Origin of the sequence: Thermogemmatispora sp. (assembly GCF_019683635.1) — a bacterium.
Lineage (GTDB): Bacteria > Chloroflexota > Ktedonobacteria > Ktedonobacterales > Ktedonobacteraceae > Thermogemmatispora.
Window position 1 is genome coordinate 1 of record NZ_JADGIA010000078.1, and the last position, 21,544, is coordinate 21,544.

A 21,544-nucleotide genomic window follows, 5' to 3' on the forward strand; every position below is an offset into this window, starting at 1 on the left:
TGACCATCCGCGTTGATGCACGCTCTGCACTCCAGTGTGCAGAGGAAAGCTCATGCCCCCAAGAGCTGATTATTTCATCACGCTCTACCTCCTTTCTTAGATAATATATCTATCACATTTTTATTGAATAAATGCTATAGTACATCTTTACTTTTATTGCTTTCCATAGCTTCTGGCACCCTTATAAGGCGATTGTTTACCCAGGCGAGTGGGACAAGGAGGCCACAAATCCCTCTCATTGTGTACCATATTTTTTCAGCGGTGTGAAGTCTGTGCAGGGAAGAAAGCCAGGTTCTTCGGTCAAGCCCGGCAATGGGCGAGAGAGTGCCAGAGAAGCGGAATGAGGAGGGTCAGGGGTCCCAGCGTGGGTCGCGGCCTCACGGGCACAGCCAGCCTGGCGAAATCCTCATGATCAGGGGGGTCAGGCGCAGAGGAGAGGAAGCACCAAGCTGTCAGGCGTTTCGAGAGGCCAGGAGCGCACCACAGCCGTGTCCTTCTTGTCTGGAGGAACAGGCTGCAGCGCGCTCAGGTGATCAGGTCAGCGTCGGCTCAATTCCGACGAGGATTGCGTGGGCGATAATCCAGCGCCCCCTCAAAGGTCACCATAGTCACGAGAGAGGCATCGGAGAGGCGCGAGCGAATGCGCTCATCGATGGCCTGTAGGCCACGCGGATTGGCCGTGATCACCGTTGGATAGCGCAAATTATAACGATAGTTGAGCAACTGGAAGAGCTTCTCATTAGCCCAGGGTGAGCTTTGCTGTGCTCCCAGATCGTCGAGCACGAGCAGCTCCGCCTCGCGCATGCGTGCAAAGAGTTGATCATAGACCTCGGGCGCATCGGGGGCGAAGGCGGCGCGCAGATGGTCGAGCAGATCAGGCACTGTAGCGAAGAGCACAAGCGAGCCATTTTCCAGGCAGAGATTGGCAATTGCCGCCGCCAGGTGAGTTTTGCCGCAGCCGTTAGGTCCCACCAGCAGCAGCCAGCCATCAGGCTCACGCGCATACTCCAGCGCTGCCTGGTAAGCCTGCCGCACACCAGGCACCGTATAGTTAAAGGTTTTGAAGCTCTTATCACGGAAGGCTTCGAGATTCGACATGCTGCGGAGCTGTTGACGCCGGCGCTCCTTGAGATCGGCCTCTTTGCACTCGCAGGGAATGGGTTTGCCGAAATGCGGATGGCCAAAGGGCACATCCAGGCGCAGGTAGCCCGCCCCCTTGCACTTTGGGCAGACAGGGCGCTGGGAGCCAAAGGGAGCCGGCAACGTCGACTCGCTGGAGCTGGAGCCGATCGCTCCCAGCGGTCTTCCTCCTGCTTGCCGCTCTTGTCCTGGCGTTTGGCGAGCCTGACGCTGCCGCAGGCCCTCCTGCAGCTGCGCGAAGGCAGGGTTGGCGAGCGCATTGGGGCGCAAGGGCTGAGTAACCCGTTGCTGGCGCACAGGGCCAGGTGCGCCAGTCGGCGGGAGGGCCAGTCGATCACGCGGCAGTCCTGGGGACGAGACCGGTCCATCCGTCCGACGATGCAGTGCAACGCTCTCACTGGGCGTAGGCGAGCGCCTCGGTGAGGGCAGCCTGTTGGCCACAGTCGAGCGGGATAGAGCCGGGGGAGAAGTGGCCTCCAGCAGCTCCTGTTCGTCTTCCCAATCGCCGTAACGCATCCCTCCCTCATCGTCGTCCTCGTCCTCCTCCCACTCGTCGTCGGAGAGGGCATCGCCTCGCAAGGCCGGCACGTAATCATCGGCCCGATAGTAGTAGTCGCGCGCGCGCCGCGGAAGGGATGACGCCGGGACTTCCCGCCGCGCGCCATAGAGGTGATCGGTCTGCCGACCAGGCCGTCGGCTCGGGCGTGAGAGCGGCTCACCACCCTCCAGCGTCAGTGTATCGGTCAGGACATCGGCCCCAGGCACCTCTGTCACCTCGACGCGCCCGCGGGGCGAGCGCCCAGGGTGTGAGAGAGCCTGATTCAGACGAGCGGTTTGCTCGGGCAGAGGCAGGCGCGTCGCCTGCTCCTCGCGCGCGCGTGGCAGCGTTCCAGCCCGGCGAGCGCGCTGCTGAAGCAGTTGCTGCCGCCGTTGTTTGAGCATAATGTCATTCAAGCGTTCCATAGATTATCTGCCTTCCGTTTCCCAGCGCCTCAAGATCGCGCGAATATAACGCCAGTTACGTTTATTATGTTCTACTGCCTCGCGAAAAGCTGCCTCGATCCACTCAGGAGGATAGCGTTCAGCGGCATCGCGCAGCTCATCGGCAATCAGCGGAGAAAGAAGCCCTATATTCTGTTCGTACAAAACAAATATATTCGGACGCTCAATCTCAATGTGTAAATGCTGAGTTTGGCTGTGTCCAACGCGTGCCAGCGCCGCGGCAGCAGGAGCGGGCGAAGAGATGCTCTCCTGGCTCTGGCCCTGGCGCAGTCCATGCTCTGGCGCGGGGTGCTGTTGCCCGACATCGAGCAGGCGGACGGGGATCAGCTCACTGCCCTGCAGCTCAGCCACAATGCGCCGGCTGCGGGCCGTATTGAAGAAATACCAGCCAATGACCTCATCCTCAGAGCCATCATCACCGAGCACCTTGAGGTAGACGCGGAGAATCGTGCCGCGTGCTACTGCCTTTTCCAGGCCCTGGCGTACTCGTTCTTCCGGAGGGCGCGGATCGCCGCGCCGCTTCAGGCTCTTGAGCAGCACGCGATCGCCCAACAGCTCCGGTTCGCTCACACAGCGCGGCTCGCCGCGCTTCTGGGCCAGGAGCCAGAAGAGGTGCAGCGTCACTTTCAATTCCGCCACATCCTCGATCTCTGGCAGGAGCGACCTGAAGAAGACCTCCGGCACAGGGACATAGGGATTCTTGCCCGAAGGGAAGCCAGCAAAGGACGTCATAGCCATCCATCCAGAGATTACTCAGGAGGCGGAGAAAGCTCTAGATCACAGAAGCGGGTATGACTCGCCTGGAAGTAGAGGCTTACCTCGCCGACAGGACCATTGCGATGCTTGGCGACGATAATGTCCGCGATATTTTTACGCTCCGAGTCCGGGTTATAGACATCATCTCGATAAATAAACATCACCACATCGGCGTCTTGCTCAATGCTGTTGTGTACGACGAGGTCAGCGGCCACAAAATTGTGCAGACCAGCCACTGTCAGATCATAGACCTCAGCCTCACCGGCGGGCACAATGGCCTCCACGCGGTCCCAGATGACATCGCCCTCGCCGGCCTCCGCCGTTTGCAGAGCATGACCAGGGCCGGACCAGACTGCCGACGGCAGGGCGCGCGGGAGAGCCACCGCCTGCCCGGCGTCCAGCTCATCTAGACGCAGCCAGCCTGTACGAGTCAGAAAGCGATGATTGGCCGTTGCACGCAGCTGCTGGCCCCCCGCGGTCGTGAGGCGATAGACAGGTCGGCGCCCTGTGGCAAAAGCACGCGTTACCACCGCGGCCTCCAGACGCTGGGTTGCAGGATTCAGCGCCAGTACGCGGAAGCCCTGCCGTCCCACCAGTCGCTCGATCGGACAGCAGACCCCCTCGTCGGCCAGATAGACCGCGGTCTCTCCCGCCAGACAGCCACTCTCGCGCAGGTCCGAGAGCTGGGGCACCTTCGACTGGCGCGTTTCCACGGCTCGCGAGAGCTGGGCGAGCGCCAACACCGGCACATTCAGCTCGCGCGCCAGTGCTTTCAGCGTGCGGCTGATCTCCGAAATCTCCTGGACGCGGTTCTCGTTGCGTCGGGCGCTACCGCTGGTTGTCTGCATCAACTGCAGATAGTCGACAATAATCAGGTCGACACCCTGCTCCGCCTGCAGGCGTCGCGCCTTACTGCGCATCTCTGCTGTGGAAATGCTGGCCGTATCATCGATCCAGATCGGCGCCTCAGCCAGACGCTGCGTTGCCAGCATAATGCGCTCCCACTCCTCATCATCGATCCAACCGGTGCGCAGGCGTTGCTGATCGACCCCAGCCTCCATTGAGAGCAAACGCTGCACCAGCTGCTCTTTGCTCATCTCCAGGCTGAAGATGGCAACCGTCTGCTGGAAGCGCACAGCGGCATTATGAGCCATGCTCAGGGCCAGTGAGGTCTTACCCAGGGAAGGACGCGCTGCCAGGATAATCAGATCCGAGCGCTGTAACCCGCCGGTGAGGCGGTCGAGGTCGGAGAAGCCAGTAGGGACACCCACGATCGCCCCACGCCGCTCATGAAGCTGATCCAGCTTGTTCAAATACTCGGAAAGGATTTCGCTCAGGAGCGAGAAGTCCGAGCGCAGGCGCCGCCGCCCGATTTCAAAGATCAGGCGTTCGGCCTTATCGAGCGCCACATCGGCATCGCCCTCTTCGTAGGCGATGGCGGCGATCTGCCCAGCGGCATGGATCAGACGACGCAGGACCGCCGTGCGCTCGACAATGCGCCCATAGTATTCGATATTGCCACTGGTGGGCACCTGGTTGACCAGAGACGTGATGTAACTGGCGCCGCCAACCTCCTCCAGCTTCCCCTGACGCTCCAGCTCATCGCAGAGCGTAATAAAGTCCGCCGGCTCATGCCGCTCGTAGAACTGGAGCATCACCTCATAGATGGCGCGATGGGCGTCGCGATAAAAGTCCTCCGGGCGCAAAAAGTCAGCGACCTGGATGATCGCCTCTGGATCAATCAGGATACTGCCCAGGACGCCACACTCGGCCTCGATGTTCTGCGGTAACAGCTTCTCCACGTCCTGTCTCCAGCGTTCTCACGAATCTCCGCAGCCTGTCACCAGGCGATTTATGAACAACAGCAAAAGCGAACTAACAGCCCAAAACGATTATACCATATAATTCCGATTTATCACGCAGTAGACTCGATACATGCGCGTCGCAACAGCGCGCCAGGCGGATCAGAGCCGCCTCCACCTGACCTGCGCTCCAGCAGAGCAGAGGACTAGCCGAGCAACCGACGCGCCCTGGACCGAAGTCTGACCCCACCCAGGGTCAAGATTAGCGGGAAGGGAATCCCGTGTGTCTAAACAGTGTAGCGAATCTTGTGCCCGAAAGCAAACAGCAGGCTGGCAGTGGCTCTGTGGATATGTGGATATCCTCGGGGATACCTCACGCTTGCGACCCGCATATATAGCTGAGTTAATAAGCAGTTATCCCCCAGTTATCCACCGTCCAAGGGGAGTTATCCACAGTTATCCACCGCTATCCACAAACTTATCCACAAACTTATCCACATGGCCAGGTGGGCGAATCTTCCTATTCCCCAGAGGAAAGCTCACCCTGCGACGCCGTCCGTGGGGGAGGTTGGAAAGGGCTTGACCCGCAAGGGCCTGCAGGGTATCATAGCACCCAGAAATCAGCGCTCTTTATCCTGGCTGGTTGTTTGTCCGTCAGACAGCCCTGCCTGCTCACACTGGTACGGGACAGGGGGAGTGCTACCCTGTCAGTCAGTCAGTCAGTCAGTCAGCCAGCCAGCCGCGTCCAGCGCTGCCGCCGTCAACAGAACAGCCCACAGCAAGGAAGCAGCTGCGCTGTTGACTTGGGCCTCTGTGATTCCCAACAAGCGAACAAGCAGCAAGATCTGAAAAAGGAGCAGTATTCAGACCCCATGCCAAAGACGAGCAAGCGCGCAGCCACGAGAAGAGCGGAAAAGATCGCCCGCGCGCACGCGACCAAGCTGCCAGAAGCGCCTGCCCCCAAGAGGAAGGAGAAGCGCGGCCCTGGCTATACGCCTCCCAAACGGGGCCTGGCTCGCTACCCCTGGGCTATCACCCTGACGATCCTGATCATCGCTGCCGCCATCGGCGCTATGTACTATTACAAGATCGGTCCCTTCGCCCCACCGAAGCCACAACCGAAGACCGCCGCCGTTTCACCCTGCCTGAAGGTAGTCAAGCAGCTGACCGATAGCTCACCGGCGCCGACCGGGGCGGCGTTCAACAAGATCCAGCATACGTATAAAGCTCCGCCGGCGATGTCGATCAATACCAACAAGATTTATTGCGCCGGTATCAATACTAATCGCGGTCTGATCGTGGTGGAGCTTGATCCGAAGCTGGCCCCCGAGACAGTCAATAACTTCGTCTTTTTGGCCCAGCACCACTTTTACGATGGGCTGAAGTTCCATCGCGTGGTGCCGAATTACATCATCCAGACCGGCGACCCAAAGGGCGATGGCAGCGGGGGACCAGGCTATACGCTGCCCGCAGAGCCGGTGAAGGGTAACTATACCGCCGGGACAGTGGCCATGGCCAAGCCCGCCAGCGGCACTGCCAATAACGGCAGCCAGTTCTTTATCTGCGTCTCCGACCAACCGGCGAAGGAACTGACAAAATCGTATAATCTCTTTGGCCATGTGGTCCAGGGCATGGACGTCGTGAAGAAGATCCAGGGTCCGGGCGATCAACCTTCTCAGAAGAATATCACGCCTGATGTCATCACCCATCTGGTAGTGGTGACTGCTCCCTAAAGAAAGCAGGCTCTCCAAAGGCAGGCGGGCTGAGAAGAGAGGACTGGCCGTCTTTAAGGCGATCTGCCAGCCTCTGGCCAGCCCGCTTTGCTCTTGCACCGCTCGCCAGGCGCTTTCTTTGCCCGGCACGGGCCAGGACTGCTTCGGCTGAGGGAGCAAGTTGGGAGCCTGGTGGAATGCTATGAGCACGCTGCCCGGTAGCCGGCAGCGGCTCCTTGAGCAAGTGAAAGTGAGGATCTGCCAATAATGCCAGCAAAACGACGCTATAGTGCTCCGCCCGCCATGCAGATCGACCCGCATAAGACCTACTATGCGACGATCAGCACGACCAAGGGCGATATCCGCCTCCAGCTCTTTGCTTCTGAGGCCCCCTTGACAGTGAATAACTTCGTGGCCCTGGCCCGCGACGGCTTCTACGACGGGTTGACTTTTCATCGCGTCGTGCCCGGGTTCGTCATTCAGGGGGGTGATCCTCTCGGCAATGGCATGGGCGGCCCGGGCTACATGTTCCAAGATGAGCCGGTACGTCGCCCCTATAAGGCCGGCACTCTGGCTATGGCGAACGCTGGCCCCAATACGAACGGAAGCCAGTTCTTTATCTGCCTGGAGGACCAGCCGCGCCTCCCTCCAAACTACACGATTTTCGGCGAGACAGTCGCCGGCCTCGACGTGGTTCGCCGTATCCAGGTGGGCGACGTGATGCAGCGCGTGACGATCGAAGAGGCTTAGTCTCTCTCGCCTGAACACGCGCTCGCTTCTGCCCGACCTTTATCCTGTCTTTGTCCCCTGACAGGCAGGGCTGGCCGAACTCCGACCTGCGGGTCTGCGCTGCGATCACCCTGGTATGGGGTACCCCTTGCCACGGGCAGCACAAGGCTACGCCGGGTGGCTGGGTCAGCCCTGACTCTTGCCACACGCCGTGAGATGGCCCGCTTCCCCCCTTCACTACTTGCTGCCAGTTCTCCATCACCTCCGCCAGATTACGCTCCTCCCTTGATCAGTAGTTTTACTGATCTCCCCAACTGCGGCTACTATCTGGCCTTCTGCCTCTTGACAGCCAATATTAGCATGCCCTAATATCTTAGCAACGTAGTCGGATATTAGGTCTGCCTAATATCGAGGGACGCGAGATCGAGCGGGGCGCTGCTCCCGCTTTTGCTACCAGAGGAGTATGACCGGATGAGCAGACAGACTGAAGTGAGGCAGCCAGGACGAAGTTGGCTGTCGCTGCTGGCCTGGAACACGCGCGATATTTTGATTTTGGCGGCGATCAGCGTTGTCTTCGGCATCCTGCTGGGCGCCTTGCTTTATCCATACATGCTATCGGTGGTGCTCGGCCCAATCGTGGCCTGGGCCTGGATTGGACTCTATATTCTACCGGGCTTCTTCATCGCCTACGCTCTGCGCAGGCCGGGAGCGGCCTTTTTGATCGCGCTGCTCTACTGCTTTGTGACGCTGCCCATCTCGCCCTACGGACCATCGATCATGATCACGGGTATTCTCTACGCCTGCTCGGGCGAGATCAGTGTGGCACTTGGGACGCGCTACCGCCATTTCGGCCTGCCCTGGATGGCCTTGACAGGCTTTCTCGGCGGCTTTGTGATGCTGATTATCTATGCGATCTTCTATCCATCATCCTTCCAGCTCGCTCTCCCTGTGCTGATCGGGGTGATCGCCATTACAGTCGTGAGCAGCACGCTGAGCGGCATTCTGGCCAAGTATCTGGGTGATGCCGCGGCTCGTACCGGTGTGCTGGCCGGCACGATCCGCCGGGAACAAGATGAAATCTGATGCTCCGCCGTGGCCCAGGGGGGAAGATTGTAGCCTATGGCTCTCCCTGTTGCGCCCAATCAGCGCTACCTCAGCCTCTCGCAGGGGTTGGTCAACGTCGACCAGCCCCTGTCTCCACCCCAGTTGCAGCAGTGGCTGGTCGAAAAAGTCGCCAGAGAGGTAAGACAGACGCTGAGAGAGGAGAACGGAAATAATGAGTGAGACAAGGACGGCTCTCATTGAGATCGAAGATCTGACGGTCAAGTATCCTGGGCGGCGGATGCCAGCGCTGGAGCATCTTCAGCTCCAACTGCGCGCCGGTGAGACGCTGCTGCTACTGGGTCCTTCGGGTAGTGGCAAGAGTACCCTGGCGCTCACGCTCAACGGGCTGATTCCTCACAGCATTGGCAAGCTGCAGAGCGGTCACGTGCGTGTGGCCGGCCTCGATACGCGGCAGACGACGGTTGCTGCTCTGGCGCAGCGGGTGGGCATTCTTTTCCAGGACCCGGAGGCCCAGTTTGTGATGTTTACAGTGGAGGATGAGATCGCTTTCGGCCTGGAAAATCTTTGCTTCTCGCCCGACGAGATGGAGCGGCGTATCAGCGAAAGTCTGCGCCTGGTCGGGCTGACAGAGCTGCGCTATCGCCGTGTTGAGCAGCTCTCAGGTGGGGAGAAGCAGCGGGTAGCGCTGGCGGCTCTGTTGGCACTTGAGCCGGAGATCCTGGTTTTCGATGAGCCGACTGCGAATCTTGATCCCCAGGGAACACGCGAGGTTTTTGATCTGCTGCGCCGCTGCAAGGAGACAGGTCGCTATACGATTGTGTTGATTGAGCATCGCCTCGACGAGCTAATGGATCTGGTAGAGCGCATGGTGGTGTTGGACAAACGAGGCGAAGTGGTCATTGATGGAACACCGCGCGAGGTCTTACGTGCGCATCTGTCAACGCTCCAGGAGCTGGGGGTCTGGGTGCCCCAGGTAGCCAGACTGGCCCATGCTCTCCAGCAACATGGCTGGCCGCTTGAGCCGTTCCCTCTCACTCTGAGTGAGGCCGTGGAGGCGTTGAAGGAGAGGCGACCGCTCAGCGCTGGCCGCCAGGCTTCATCGGCACTCCCCAGCCTCGTTTCCGTTCACAACACTGGCCGCCAGAGATCCCCAGCCTCGCCTCCGATCAAGCCTGACCCTGGCCGAGAGGAGGCAGCGATTGAGGTCTGCTCGCTTTCCTACCGTGCCGCCGGGCGACAGGTGCTGCAGGACATCTCGCTGGCTATTCCGCGTGGGGCCTTTCTGGCGCTGGTCGGGGCCAATGGTGCTGGCAAGACCACCCTGGCTCAGCACCTGATCGGCGTTCTTCAGCCACCTCGGGGCTGCGTCCATTTGCTGGGCCGTGACATTACAACGATTTCAGCCCGCGAGCTGACGCGCCATGTTGGCTACGTCTTCCAGAATCCCGAACACCAGTTTATTACCGAGGCGGTCGAGGATGAGGTAGCCTATGGGCTGCGCGTCATGGGTCTGCCAGCGACGGAGGTTCAGGGGCGTACACACGCGCTGCTGGAACGCTTCAACCTGCTCCCCCTGGCGCGGGCCAATCCTTTTACGCTGAGCCACGGCGAGAAGCGGCGCCTGAGCGTGGCCACCATGCTGGCGATGGGGCAGGAGATCCTTATCCTTGATGAGCCAACCTTCGGTCAGGATGAGTACAATGCGACTGCCCTGCTGGAATTGCTCTGGCAGCTTCATAGTGAGGGACGGACAGTTGTGATTATCACGCATGATATGTCGCTGGTGGCCACTTACGCCCAGTATGTGGCAGTCATGAATCATGGCAGGCTGCTCTTCTACGGGACGCCAGCGGCCCTCTTTGCCCGCGAGGAGCTGCTGGCTGAGGCGCGTCTGATGCTGCCTCCGCTGGCACAGCTAGCGCGCCGGCTCGGCTGGTCAGATCTGCTCACGCTAGAGGAGCTATGCGAGCGCTGTCTCCAGGATAGCTCTCTGGGGCTGTCGGAGCCGCTGGCCGCTGCTGATGATGCGGCCCCTGTGGAAGGGGGGAGAACATGCAAGTGATCTATCAAGAGGGCGAGTCGCTGTTGCACCGCCTGAACCCGCTGAGCAAGGTTGTGGCAGTAGTGCCTGTGCTGCTTTTTGTGGCGCTCACTACCGATCCCTGGCTGCCGCTGGCCTTCATAGCGCTGGCCAGCGCCGTGATCGTGGGTCCGGCGCGCATCGCTCCAGGGACCTTCTGGCGCCTTCAGGCCCCACTCACTATCAGTTTGCTGGTCTTTATGATCCTTTATCCTTTTATGGTGCGCGCCGAGCTGTTCGATCGCACGCCTGTGGTGCTGCGGCTAGGCCCGCTGCTGCTTTACCAGGGGGCCGTGCTGGCCGGGACGGCTGCCGTTCTGCGCGTCTATGCCATGTTCTTGCTCTCGCTGATCTTCATGCTCACCACCGATATCAGCGATTTTATCCGGGCAATGGTCCAGCAGTGGCGCTTTCCTTACCGGTTTGGCTACGGTATCCTGGCCGCCTTTCACTTTATGCCCCTGCTCCAGGAAGAATTTCGCCTGATTCAGGCGGCGCATCGTATCCGCGGGATCGAGACACATGGCGGGGTCAGGGTCCATGTCGAGCGCCTGCGCCGCTATTTGATTCCGCTATTAACCAGCGCTATTCGGCGGGCAGAGCGGACCGCGCTGGCGATGGAGAGCCGGGCCTTTGGCGCCCTGAAACAGCGCTCCTATTTCCGGCGTTTTCGCTTCAGTCGCACTGATTACCTGTTTATTCTCTGCTTCTGGCTGCTCTGCCTGCTGGTAATCGCCCTGTTCTGGCTGAATGGCTGGATGGGGCCGCTCTCCTTTACGAAGGAGCTATAAGCCATGAGCAACATCAGGACTGTGAGGAGTATTCGGTGTGGTAGAACGCATCTTCTGTGCCCAGCTCTCTGAGGAGCGCCAGGTGCCCATTCATGGCCTGGCGCCGCTGGCAAGGATCTGGGTGCTGGTGGAATATACAGGAGCCTGGGAGCGCTCAGCAGTGCTCTTCAATGATCTGCCAGAGCCGGCCCAGCGCTGGCTGGCAGAGGTTGCCCTGAGCTATGAAACCAGGCAGAGTATGGCGGTCTTTATCAGACGTGGGCCACGCAGCAGCGGACCGCTGCGCTGCTTCGTGGCGATTACCCGGCCCGAGCGCCAGGCACTCTACGCTTTTCAGCTCGCCAGCTACGAGGAGCTGCCACAGCTTCCGCTCACCGAGCTAGAGCAGGGGGTGCCCGACTACGACAGCTATCTGAGCGCCGAGCCACTCTATCTGGTCTGTACCCACGGCAAACACGATCAGTGCTGCGCCAAATTCGGTATGCCCATCTATCGGGAGGCAGCCCGTCTGGCCAGTGAACAGGTCTGGCAATGCAGCCACATCGGGGGCGACCAGTTTGCCGCCAATCTGGTCTGTCTGCCGCACGGCATCTACTATAGTCGCGTCAAGGTGCCCGAGGTGGCAGCCATTCTGGAGGCCGACCGCCAGGGAAAGCTCTACCTGGAGAAATGCCGAGGGCGTGTAGTCTATCCTCAACCTGTCCAGGCCGCCGAACATTACCTGCGGCAGCGCACGGGCCACCAGGAGCTAGAGGCGTTCGTTCTTTTAAAGGCGCGTCAGGAAGGAGCTTATCACCAGGTGCTCTTCCGCTCGCGCATGGACGGCACCTTGCATAGTCTGCGCCTGGTGGAGCAGAACCATCCACTCGCCGCCGTTGAGGGCTGCCGCTGCAATCTGAGTGGCAAACTGCTGCGGCAAGAGTACTGCCTGCTTGAGCACCGGATCTATGTGCCGCAAGCGTCGCAGGCAGTCGTCGGCTAATCAGCCAGACAACTGCACACCCTCTCTCTCACTCAGCTCTCTCGGAACTCCTTCCTCTCTTCCCTCGCCACCAGCCTGGGACGGGCCCAGTGGCCGAGGGGAGGGAGGAAGGGAGGGAGCGAGAGAGGACACGCCCACCCCTGGCAGAACCAGAAAATGAGGCTGGCCCCTTGCCTCTGAAAGGACCAGCCTCACTGCCTCTTTCTTGCTTTCCAAACTGTTCTTCCCAGGCTTCAACGCATCTTAGCTATAGCCCACGTAGTAAGGATGACGGCGCGTTGCCAACCAGGCCCCAAAGAGAGCGGCCAGTCCCTCCAGCAGGCCGAGTAAGAGCATAAAGATGATGGTGACCACAATTCCGCCAACGACGCCGCCAAAGGTCACATTGCCGCTGGCGGGGGCATTGCTGGGGAAGCCAGGGATATAGCGCGGCAAAAAGATCGCTCCCAGATAATAGAGCACGCCCGCCACCAGGCCCGCCAGAAAGCCCAGGCTCCGCTGGACCGCCAGCTTGCCGACGATAAAGCCCGCCACGGCACAGATTACCAGGCTGATGAAGATAACCAGGCCGCAGAGGGTCGTGATCGAGACCGCCAGCTGATAGGCATTCTGACTGGCGAGTCGCTCTGCATTGGAGAAGAGCGAGGCATTCCAGAGAACAAAGGCGATATTCTCGGCAGCACAGAGGAGTCCAGCCACCACTCCCACGATCAGCGTTGGCAGCAGACGGCCCCTGGGTAGCTCCGGCTCGCTCGGCTCCTCGCGCTGGTGCAGGCGACGGCGCTCCTCGCGTTCCTCCTCATCCTCGCTTTGGTCTGGCAAAGGTGCGATATGATGGCGATGCCGACTGTGACCCTCCCCTTCCTCATCCCGATCCCACTCATCATTCTCGTGCTGGTGTAAAGGATAGCGCTGCTCCGACTCGTTCATTAACGGCCTACTCCCTTTTTGACTGATCGATCCTCATTTGCTGGTTGTTTGAGGATTGGCATCGGGAATGCGGGCAAAGACCGCCGGATAGGTATTGATCACCTGCCACTTATTGATGGGCCAGTAGACTGCAATGGCCTTGCCAACGATATAATTGCGCGGAACCACGCCCCAATTGCGCGAATCGTCGCTATCGGGGCGGTTATCGCCCATCACAAAGTACTGATCTTTGCCCAACCTCCAGATATTGGCGATGGTATTGTAGGGGGCCTTGATATACGGTTCATTGAGCAGGACGCCATTGACCCAGACATGGGTACTATCCGTCCGAATGACATCACCGGGAATGCCAATAATGCGCTTGATAAAGTCCTGGCGTGTATCCAGTGGCCAATGAAAGACAATCACATCCCCACGCTCAGGCGGATGAAACAGATAGGCCAGCTTGTTGACAATGACATTCTCGCCATCGACCAGCGTAGGCTGCATGCTCACATTTTCCACCTGGTAGTTTTGGATGGCAAGGCGCGTTGCCAGGAAGAGGATCAGCGCCAGGGCAATGACCTCTAGAATATCTCGGGCAAGATGTGCTCGTTTCAAGACCGTTACCTCGCCTGTTCCGATCACTGCATGCGGGAGAACCAGCGCCGGCTTGTGCGCTCGCTCGTTACGCGCTTGCCATTGCCTGGTCGGACGCCTCAGTCAGCTAAGCTGGCACCAGGTCAGGCCGGTTTGGTTCCCCGGCAGAAGCTGGCTCCTGTACTCTATCACTCTGTCTGGGCACATTATAGCGAAAGATCGGCAGCGGCCCCCACCTTACCCCTTGACCAGAGGAGAAAGCAGCCCAATGGTACCAGCTTGCTCGTCTGCCAGAAACCCCACAAGGGCCGCCGACAGCCCACACCGCCGTTGTACCCTCCTCACGCCTGCCCCACACACCCAGGACCGGGCCTATCACTCAAACACCCTGCAGCACAGGGAAAGGAGTCTGACCTGACCTCTAAGCCTCACTTTGGCCTGACAGAGCCACTGTCTCGCTCTCGTCCGCAGACAGCGCCTCAGCTCAGTCGAGATCTCGCTGGCGACTGCGCGAAGGAGAGACAGCAGGCAGACAAGGCAGACTCCTCTCCTGCTCTTACTGAGAAGCGGGCTGAACTGGGATCAGCGAGGCGCCCCCACTGGCTCGACTATCCTCCTGCCTGGTTAGCCTGCGCTCTTCAGCCTTCCTATGATAGCACGGGTTGCAGACTCTTACCAGCTGCGTACAATGAGGTGCCCGGCGGCTACAGCATGGACAATATCGGCTCGGCTCACAATACCAACCAGACGGCCATTTTCAACGACGGGGACACGCTTGATCTTGCGTTCGGAGAGCAAAGCGGCAATCTCTTCCAGGGGAGTTTCCTCGGAGACAACAATCAGCTCGTGGCTCATGATGTCGGCGACGCGCAAGCCTTCACGATTGACCTTGCTGATGATATCGGCCTCCGTGACCATGCCGATCAGCCTGCCGTCTTCATCGACAACCGGTGCGCCACTGATGCGCTTTTGATCCAGTAGCCGGGCTGCTTCCTGAGCACTCGCCTCGGGTCGAATGGTGTAAACCGTGCGAGTCATGATGTCTCTGGCGATCATTGAGCACTCTCCTCTGCTGCTCTGCTGACAAAACGATGCACGCGAACGGGAAGACGCTCCCTCGCCCAACGCAGAAGGGATGGCGGCGATACCACAACGTATCAGCGTCTCCCCTCACTGATGATAAGCCAAGATGCTGACGCGATGCTAACAAAAGGCTGAGTAGCAGCAAGGTTCTTTTGCCCACCGCACTGGCGGCAAGGCAGACGAGCACAACACAACAGCGCCTGACAGGCAGGAAGCAGAGCTGAGACGGCCTGGCCAGACCCTCTTCCACGGCGAGCGCAGTCCAGGTCGAAACGGACAGCGTCCTGAAGCCAGGCGACCGCCAGCGGCGGAGACTGCCCGCCCCTTCTGTCTCGCCAGGCCCGATGGACGAATCATAAGGCTGAGGCCCAGGCCGGAGCTGTCAACCTGGCCGTTTTGATTGGTTGATCGATTGATTGGCGGCCTGCCATAGCTCAATGAGCCGGGCTAGCCGGCCCCTCGTCGTCTGCGCCCTACCTGGTTCCCCTGGCTGATCCCCCGCTGATACATTACCATACCGGGCGGCAGAGAAGCGAGGGTCTCTGCACCTGCCCCCGTGTGGGCAGATCCTGATAGCAATCAGGCGGCTACCAGCGGAAGCCCTCATAGAGCTTGACGAGATGCCGGGCGTAGTCGCGCCAGCCAGCGACAGCTTCTAGCCGCGGTTCGGCACAGGCTGTACGTAGCAGATCCTGGACCAAGCTCGAACGTACCTCTCCCAGCGCTCGCTCCAGGTCCGCTTCATCAGCGGCATGGTAGAATACCACGGCCTGGGAGGCTGGTAGATCGGCGAAAGAGGGGAGCGCAGGGGCTACGACAGCTCGACCGTAGGAGAGGGCCAGCAGCGCTAACTCAACATTGCCTGCCCGCAGGTGCGAGCGCTGTGGCAGAACCACAGCATCGGCAGCGCCCAGATAGAGCGGAATATCTTCATCGAGCGGTGGCCGGAGAAAGAGATGTAACATGTGCATACGCGCTGCCAGACGCAAAAGTCGTGTGGGGCGAGGACGGTCAGCCGGGGTTCCCACAAGCAGCAGGTGCGGCCCTTGGGAGACATCGCCTGGCACGGGCATGAGCTTTTCCCAGAGGCGGCGAAAGCTCTCACAGAGGCTGAGAACCTCTTCCTCACTGTGCCAGCTGGCAAAGCAGAGATAGACATAGGGAACGGAGGCCGGAATCCCAAGACGACGATAGGCTTCGACCCGCGGCAGGGGCGCGGCATAGTAGCCGCGAAAGCCAGCAGGGGGAAGGCTCTGGGTCCGCTTCTGGAGAGACCGCTCAGGATAGAAATCTTCGATGCGCTGGGTGGGGACCAGGATGGCCTGAGCCTGACGCAGCAGGTAGCGCTCTAGCCAGCGCCGCAGCAGTGGGCGGAAACCGCGTGCGCTATGCCACCAGCCCCCACTGTCGGCAACGACCAGCGGTAACCCCAGGCGGCGCGCGAGCCAGAGGCGCAGCAGCAGATTGAGGCCGCGCCGCAATGGCAGGCACCAGGCCCCTGGACGCTGCAGCTGCACGATGCCACAAGCCTGACCATCCAGGCCGCGGTGACGCCAGAGCCAGGTCAGGGAAAGATTGGCCCGCTCGACCTGGCAGGCCAAACCCTCGCGCCGCAGCGCCTGCGCTAACAAGAGGGTGGCTGCTTCACACTGCGGCGCCATGACCAGCAATACCGCCAGGCTGCCTTCTTGGGGCAGCGGACGCCAGAGCAAGCTCAGGCGTTGCTGGAAGCGTCCCCAGCAGCGCACGCTTTCCATCGTCAGATACAGGTGCTGCGCCGATGTACCACGCGCGATCAGCAAATGGGGCTGCTCCCAAAGCCAGAGGCGCGCGAGATGCCTCAGATCAGTGAGTAAGGCTCTCCAGGAAAGGCAGGCGTTGCGCTCCTCGGCCCGCTGCGCGAGAGCAGCGCTCAGTTCCATGAGCACCTCAGAACGACCCTGCCAGTAAGCATGGCCGATAAAAAAGGTGCGGCAGAGGCGGGCGGCATGGGCCCGATGGGCCACGAGGGCCCGCGGCTCATACCAGAGCGCATAGCCGGCAGCATGGAGCCGCCGGCAGAGATCTTCTACGCCCAGCCGCGTTGGAACCGCCAGACGCTTGTCGAGCAGCGGCGAGAAGCCTCCAACCGCTCGCAGGGCGGCGACCTTCACAGAAAAGCAGCAGCTGCCCAAACTCTGAGGGGCCTTCAGCTGCTGGCGCTCGCCCGCAGGAGCAAAATAGCCGAGCACGGGCAGTAGCTCATCGGTCAGCCAGTAGGGACGAGGCGCCTCCCAATAGAGTTCAACCCGCCCGCCGACGGCATCAGCGCCCGTCTCGACATACGCCTGCAGCAGATACTCCAGGAAGCGCGGCGAGGCGAGGGCGTCGTCGTCGAGGAAAACGGCAATCTCCCCTCGCGCGACCTGGAGCGCCGCATTGCGCGCATAGGCCAGACCATTGCGCCGCTCGATCAGACAGCGCACCTGCCAGTCGCGCTCATCTGGCGCCCGCGCCTGCAGGTAGCGCTGCAGCACAGCAGGTGTGCCATCTCGCGAGCCATTGTCGACCACAATCACCTCGTAGAGATGGCGCGCCAGCGTCTGACGCCGCAGGCTGGCCAGCGCCGAGAGCACGAGATTGCATCGGTTATAGGTACAGAGAATGACGCTCAGTTGAGGGGAGCGACCCTTGCCACGCTCGTTCCCTCCCACTTGCTTATGCATAGCCCCCTCCCTCTTGCCTGGTCCTGCTGGAGGCAAAGCCCCTGCGCTTGCCCTCTGCTCTGCTCATTTCAAGCTGAAGGAGAATAATGGAGAAGAGACAGCGAGGAACTCACAGCCAGCCAGGCACGGGCGATGCGCCGCCCGCCCGGCCCGCCATAGTCAGGCCCGCTCTCCCGCTCCTGCACTGATTGCCTCAATATGACAACAAACCTGCTCTATCCACTCCGGTTCCAGAGCGATCTCCCCCTCGCACGCCTCACCTGTTTCCCAGAGGCTGCCCGCGAAGACAGGCTCAGCTTTCTCTTCCTCGCACGCAAGACTCTGGCCAGCCTCTTCGCTGGTCATGGACACCGGCTGACAGGTCGCCGGCTCATCCCCTTCGACTCGCGCAAAGACGCTGGCATCGGGAATCATGCCCTGGTCCGGGGCTAGCATTGGACTCCAGCGAATTCTCCACCCAATGAGATAATCATTCATGCTCCCTGCTACCTCCCAGCAGCTTCTTCTCGCCTGCTTCCTTAGCTTTAGCCTGGCTACTGCCGGCCTCGCGCTGGTTTGCCACACACAGGCGCGGGCCTGGCTTAGGAGGGGCGGCCATGATCAGCTCAGCCTGTGAGCGTTTGTTCGCACGCAAGGGGAGAAAGGGAAGCTCTGACCTGGCCGCCGTGTACCTGCCACAGTATGGCATGCCCCCCGCAGCCTTGAGAAGAGAAGTTTAGTTGTGATCAGGTAATATCTCATGTTTCTCGGTTAACAATAGAAAACAGGAAATAAGTATTTTTCTTTACTGTCAGGAAATTATTTTAACTGCTCCTCTACCAGAATAGATAACCGCTATTTTCACGAAAATAGTATACTACATACGCGGCATGTATCGCATGCTTAGCCCCGTCGTAGACGGGCAGGCGCGTGGCAGGAAGCTGGCGCCTGTAGAGGAGGATAATGTGAAGGACGAGGAGCGCACAGGATCGCGAGATCGAGAGGCCACTCTAACATCGACAGCGGCCAGCCTAGGCGAGGCGACGGAGGAAGAGCCATTTGCCCTGATTCATCTTCAGGCAAGCGAGCAATCAGCGGCGGCACTGGAGCGAGCCGTGCGGCGTATCCGGCAGCAGATTCGCGCCAGAGACCTCATTTTCTCTCTGGAGGGCGAGTGTGCCCTGCTGCTGCGTTCAGCCACGCTGGCGGGAGCGGAGGCCGTTATGCAGCGTCTTCATCCGTTGCTGGCCGATGTCGAGCACAGCGCACGTTGTCTTGCCGGAGAGGCAGCGCGTCAGTTTTTACGCGAGCTACAACGGCGACAGCCACGCCTGATCGAAGGAGACCGAGGCCCGCAGGGCTTCAGCCAGACCAGGCAGATCGAGGAAGCGGCAGCGTCCGAGGAGGATCGGGACCAGACCGAAAGTCAGTTGCCCTACCTCGCCTTCCTCTCCAGCTATCCCTCGCTGCGCCTGCTCCATCTGCTGCCCTATGAGCTGGCCCAGCGTTATCGCTGTGTCCCCATTGGGGCCGAGCGAGGGACCCTGACCCTGGCCACGGCGCGGCGGCTTGATCGTTCCATTCTGGATCATTTGCAAACAGTGACGCAGCGCGCCATTTTTCAGGTGCGTTGCGAGCCAGAGATGATCAGCGAGATTCTCCACTACTGGGAGCAGCAGCAGCGGCGGCTCTTAGACGACCAGCCACAAGAGAACCCGGTCTGACGATGACCGGGCCAAGCATCGCCTCGGAGAGAGCGAGAGAGCACGAGAGAGAAGGTGAAAAGCTATGACACAAGTGGTCATCCTGGGATTCGATGGCCTGGACGCAGACCTGCTACGAGTCTATGGTCCAGCCTTGCCTCATCTGCGGCGCCTCATGCTGGAGTCGCCTTTCCTTGAACTCACCTCTAGCATTCCGCCGGACACGTATCCGGCCTGGGGCAGTCTCTACACCGGCCTCAACCCCGCCAACCACGGCCTGCTCTCTCTTCCCACCAGCGACCTGGAGCTGGCAGGCCACGGCGCCGGCGAGCCGCCCGCCCTCACCTGCGGCACTACCTTTTGGGATCTGGCCAGCGCCAGCGGCAAGCGGATCTGCGTGCTTAACCCCTATCTGGCCTATCCCGCCTGGCCTGTCAACGGTGTCATGCTGGCACTCTCGCCACGCGATGGCAGCATGAGCATTACCCCCGAAGAGTACGAGCTAAGCCTTGCCTTTCCTGCCCTGCCACGGCTGGCTGAACAGGCGGCGCGGCGCGAGCAGTTGCGGACCTTTTACCATGAGCTGGTGAGCTGCACCCTCCAACAGGCCGCCCTTGGCCTGGAACTGCTGCAACAAGAGAGCTGGGACCTCTTCTTTCTGCAGCTCAACGCGCTGGACGTGGTCCAGCACCTGTTCTGGCACTATAGCGATCTCAGTGATCCAGCCTACCCAGGGCAGAGTGAGCATCTGACACGCATCCAAAGCTTCTATCGTCTCTGTGACCACATCGTGGGCGAAGTACGGGCGGCGCTGCCAGCCGAGAGCATATTGCTCGTTGTCAGCGCCTACGGTCACGGACGCCGCAGTCATCAACGGGTGCATCTCAACGAGTGGCTACGGAGACAGGGCCTGCTCGTGGTCCAGAGCCGCAGCCCACGGCTGCTAGAGCGCCCTCTTCCGGCACGCTCGCGCAGCTACCCGGCCTCCGACGAGTTGTTGGCCCACGCCGGCCTCGCAGTGCGCGAACATCAGCCGCCAGCCCGCTCGCGGTCCCGCCTCATCGATGAAGAGCGCTCTCTGGCGCGCGCCTTTAGCCTGGGAGGCGATGGACCATTCGGCGGTGTGGCCCTCAATCGTCAGGGCCTCGAAGAACAAGGCCGAGACTACGAGGAAGTGCGCACGAGTTTGCAGGAAGAGATCCAGGGCCTGCGCTCGCGCGGTCGTCCGCTGCTCCGCTGGGTACGCAAACGTGAGGAAGTCTATCAGGGCAGATATTTGGAGCGGCTGCCAGATCTCCTGTTCGAACTCCAGAGCGATTTCGCAATCGGCGACGACTTATACGTGCCGCTGCTGACAACGCAGGCGGCGAGGCGCACTGTCTCGGGGACCCATCGCAAGGATGGCGTTTTACTCATCGGTAACCTCCTCCACCATGAGCCAAAAGTGAACGATATGCATGAGATTACTGTGATGGATGTCGCTCCTACGGTGCTTAGTCTGCTCGGAATCAACAACGCGGTACGCTTCGATGGCCAGTCGCTCCTCGCGCTCAGGACCGCCGAGTCGCTGTCGTGAAATAGCGCTCCGAGAGCGGGCGAGAAGCGACCACATGGTCACTCGCGTCGCTCATGAGGGCCTGACGCAGATTGGAGAGGGCGCTCTGGATACGCTTCTTCAGCGTATTCTCGGAGATGTGCAAGGTCCGAGCCATTTCTGGCAAGGTCATACCGCTATAGTAGTGCAAGACAATAGCGACACGCTGCTTGGTAGGCAACTCTTCGACGGCCCGCGCCAGATCCCAACTGCGCTCAATCGAGCCTTTGTGCAACTCGGCGGTGCGGGCCAGCAGGTCCGTCTCCAGATCGCAGAGCGCCTGGCGCAGGAAGGAGCTGGAGCGCGCCAGACGACGCTTGAAGCTGATGCACTGATTCACCACAATACGCACCAGCCAGGGGCGCAACGCTCCGGCTTCACGCAGATCAGCGAGGTGATGCCATGCTTGAATGAGCGCGTCTTGTACGATGTCCTCGGCAGCGTCTCGATCACCCACGATCATGAAGGCCGTTCGCAACATCAGCGAGCTGTACTGCAGGGCAATGTCGCTGAAGGCGTCTCCATCACCACGCAGCACCCGTGTAATGAGTAGCTGCTGCTGGTCAGCCTGCTCCTCTCGCTCACTGCTCGCTGGCTCTTCTACGGGGAAACCTGGCGCGGGCGCAGACAACAGCGGCCCAACAGCGGGCCCCATCGCCGCAGGTCCCGCCGTGGCAAGCTGGCATTCTTGATACACCGTGAGTGAGAGCATGGTCTATTTAACCTCCTGCGTATGCAAACCACATACAGATATATAACATAGTATATACAATAAAGCAAGGGATGCATACCTATAATTGTCTGTATAGAAAACCTTTGTATAAAGTTGAGCATACTTTTTGTGTTCATCGTGTAGACAATCACCCGACAGCCCGCTCGGCGGTCCATCAGCATCCTTGACACACCAGGGAA

18 protein-coding genes are annotated in these 21,544 nt (G+C 60.3%); 9 read left to right on the forward strand and 9 right to left on the reverse strand.

What is annotated here, in order from left to right:
- Window positions 1-549 precede the first annotated feature (549 nt).
- The 3 genes from IRZ31_RS10555 to dnaB are packed head-to-tail and all read right to left on the reverse strand — an operon-like array spanning window position 550 to window position 4,700.
- On the reverse strand, window positions 550-2,103 hold the full coding sequence (locus tag IRZ31_RS10555) for an ATP-binding protein (protein ID WP_297153180.1): 1,554 nt from the start codon (window positions 2,101-2,103) through the stop codon (window positions 550-552).
- 3 nt (window positions 2,104-2,106) lie between these two features.
- Entirely contained in the window at window positions 2,107-2,874 is a 768-nt protein-coding gene (locus tag IRZ31_RS10560; protein WP_297153182.1) for a DnaD domain protein, read from the reverse strand.
- A gap of 17 nt (window positions 2,875-2,891) precedes the next feature.
- A complete protein-coding gene (gene dnaB / locus IRZ31_RS10565) occupies window positions 2,892-4,700 on the reverse strand; it encodes a replicative DNA helicase (protein ID WP_297153184.1) in 1,809 nt (602 codons plus the stop codon).
- 872 nt (window positions 4,701-5,572) lie between these two features.
- Between dnaB and IRZ31_RS10570 the strand changes: the two genes are divergently transcribed.
- From IRZ31_RS10570 to IRZ31_RS10600, 7 genes are all read left to right on the forward strand, one after another.
- Complete coding sequence (locus IRZ31_RS10570) at window positions 5,573-6,433, forward strand: peptidylprolyl isomerase (protein ID WP_297153186.1); 861 nt, start codon at window positions 5,573-5,575, stop codon at window positions 6,431-6,433.
- A 246-nt stretch (window positions 6,434-6,679) separates the two neighbouring features.
- On the forward strand, window positions 6,680-7,162 hold the full coding sequence (locus IRZ31_RS10575) for a peptidylprolyl isomerase (protein ID WP_363325660.1): 483 nt from the start codon (window positions 6,680-6,682) through the stop codon (window positions 7,160-7,162).
- A gap of 450 nt (window positions 7,163-7,612) precedes the next feature.
- Complete coding sequence (locus tag IRZ31_RS10580) at window positions 7,613-8,224, forward strand: ECF transporter S component (RefSeq protein WP_297153188.1); 612 nt, start codon at window positions 7,613-7,615, stop codon at window positions 8,222-8,224.
- A 36-nt stretch (window positions 8,225-8,260) separates the two neighbouring features.
- The gene (locus IRZ31_RS10585) at window positions 8,261-8,425 is read left to right on the forward strand and encodes a hypothetical protein (protein WP_297153190.1); all 165 of its coding nucleotides are present in this window, start codon (window positions 8,261-8,263) and stop codon (window positions 8,423-8,425) included.
- The gene (locus IRZ31_RS10590) at window positions 8,418-10,268 is read left to right on the forward strand and encodes an energy-coupling factor transporter ATPase (RefSeq protein WP_297153192.1); all 1,851 of its coding nucleotides are present in this window, start codon (window positions 8,418-8,420) and stop codon (window positions 10,266-10,268) included. Before IRZ31_RS10585 ends, IRZ31_RS10590 begins: the two co-directional genes overlap by 8 nt.
- The gene (locus tag IRZ31_RS10595) at window positions 10,259-11,077 is read left to right on the forward strand and encodes an energy-coupling factor transporter transmembrane component T (RefSeq protein ID WP_297153194.1); all 819 of its coding nucleotides are present in this window, start codon (window positions 10,259-10,261) and stop codon (window positions 11,075-11,077) included. The genes IRZ31_RS10590 and IRZ31_RS10595 overlap by 10 nt, the downstream gene beginning before the upstream one ends.
- A gap of 37 nt (window positions 11,078-11,114) precedes the next feature.
- Window positions 11,115-12,059: a sucrase ferredoxin gene (locus IRZ31_RS10600; RefSeq protein ID WP_297153196.1), complete on the forward strand. Its 945-nt coding sequence runs from the start codon at window positions 11,115-11,117 to the stop codon at window positions 12,057-12,059.
- Between the two features lie 243 nt (window positions 12,060-12,302).
- Here the strand turns inward: IRZ31_RS10600 and IRZ31_RS10605 are convergent, their stop codons facing one another.
- The 5 genes from IRZ31_RS10605 to IRZ31_RS10625 all read right to left on the reverse strand — a co-directional run bounded on the left by IRZ31_RS10605 (window position 12,303) and on the right by IRZ31_RS10625 (window position 17,791).
- Complete coding sequence (locus IRZ31_RS10605) at window positions 12,303-12,989, reverse strand: YrzE family protein (RefSeq protein WP_297153198.1); 687 nt, start codon at window positions 12,987-12,989, stop codon at window positions 12,303-12,305.
- A gap of 33 nt (window positions 12,990-13,022) precedes the next feature.
- A complete protein-coding gene (lepB, locus tag IRZ31_RS10610) occupies window positions 13,023-13,589 on the reverse strand; it encodes a signal peptidase I (RefSeq protein WP_297153200.1) in 567 nt (188 codons plus the stop codon).
- A gap of 651 nt (window positions 13,590-14,240) precedes the next feature.
- Window positions 14,241-14,624 carry a CBS domain-containing protein gene (locus IRZ31_RS10615; RefSeq protein ID WP_297153202.1) on the reverse strand — a complete coding sequence of 128 codons (384 nt, stop codon included), beginning with the start codon at window positions 14,622-14,624 and terminating at the stop codon, window positions 14,241-14,243.
- Between the two features lie 614 nt (window positions 14,625-15,238).
- Window positions 15,239-17,356: a glycosyltransferase gene (locus IRZ31_RS10620; protein WP_297153203.1), complete on the reverse strand. Its 2,118-nt coding sequence runs from the start codon at window positions 17,354-17,356 to the stop codon at window positions 15,239-15,241.
- A gap of 159 nt (window positions 17,357-17,515) precedes the next feature.
- Window positions 17,516-17,791 (reverse strand): hypothetical protein, encoded by a 276-nt coding sequence (locus IRZ31_RS10625; RefSeq protein WP_297153205.1) that lies wholly within the window; start codon window positions 17,789-17,791, stop codon window positions 17,516-17,518.
- A 509-nt stretch (window positions 17,792-18,300) separates the two neighbouring features.
- On the opposite strand from IRZ31_RS10625, the gene IRZ31_RS10630 reads away from it, so the two are divergent.
- Together IRZ31_RS10630 and IRZ31_RS10635 are read left to right on the forward strand one after the other, a co-directional pair.
- Window positions 18,301-19,059: a hypothetical protein gene (locus tag IRZ31_RS10630; protein ID WP_297153208.1), complete on the forward strand. Its 759-nt coding sequence runs from the start codon at window positions 18,301-18,303 to the stop codon at window positions 19,057-19,059.
- A gap of 64 nt (window positions 19,060-19,123) precedes the next feature.
- The gene (locus tag IRZ31_RS10635; RefSeq protein ID WP_297153210.1) at window positions 19,124-20,614 is read left to right on the forward strand and encodes an alkaline phosphatase family protein; all 1,491 of its coding nucleotides are present in this window, start codon (window positions 19,124-19,126) and stop codon (window positions 20,612-20,614) included.
- Here the strand turns inward: IRZ31_RS10635 and IRZ31_RS10640 are convergent.
- The gene (locus IRZ31_RS10640; protein ID WP_297153212.1) at window positions 20,589-21,344 is read right to left on the reverse strand and encodes a sigma-70 family RNA polymerase sigma factor; all 756 of its coding nucleotides are present in this window, start codon (window positions 21,342-21,344) and stop codon (window positions 20,589-20,591) included. The two genes, IRZ31_RS10635 and IRZ31_RS10640, sit on opposite strands and share 26 nt — an antisense overlap.
- Between the last annotated feature and the right edge of the window lie 200 nt (window positions 21,345-21,544).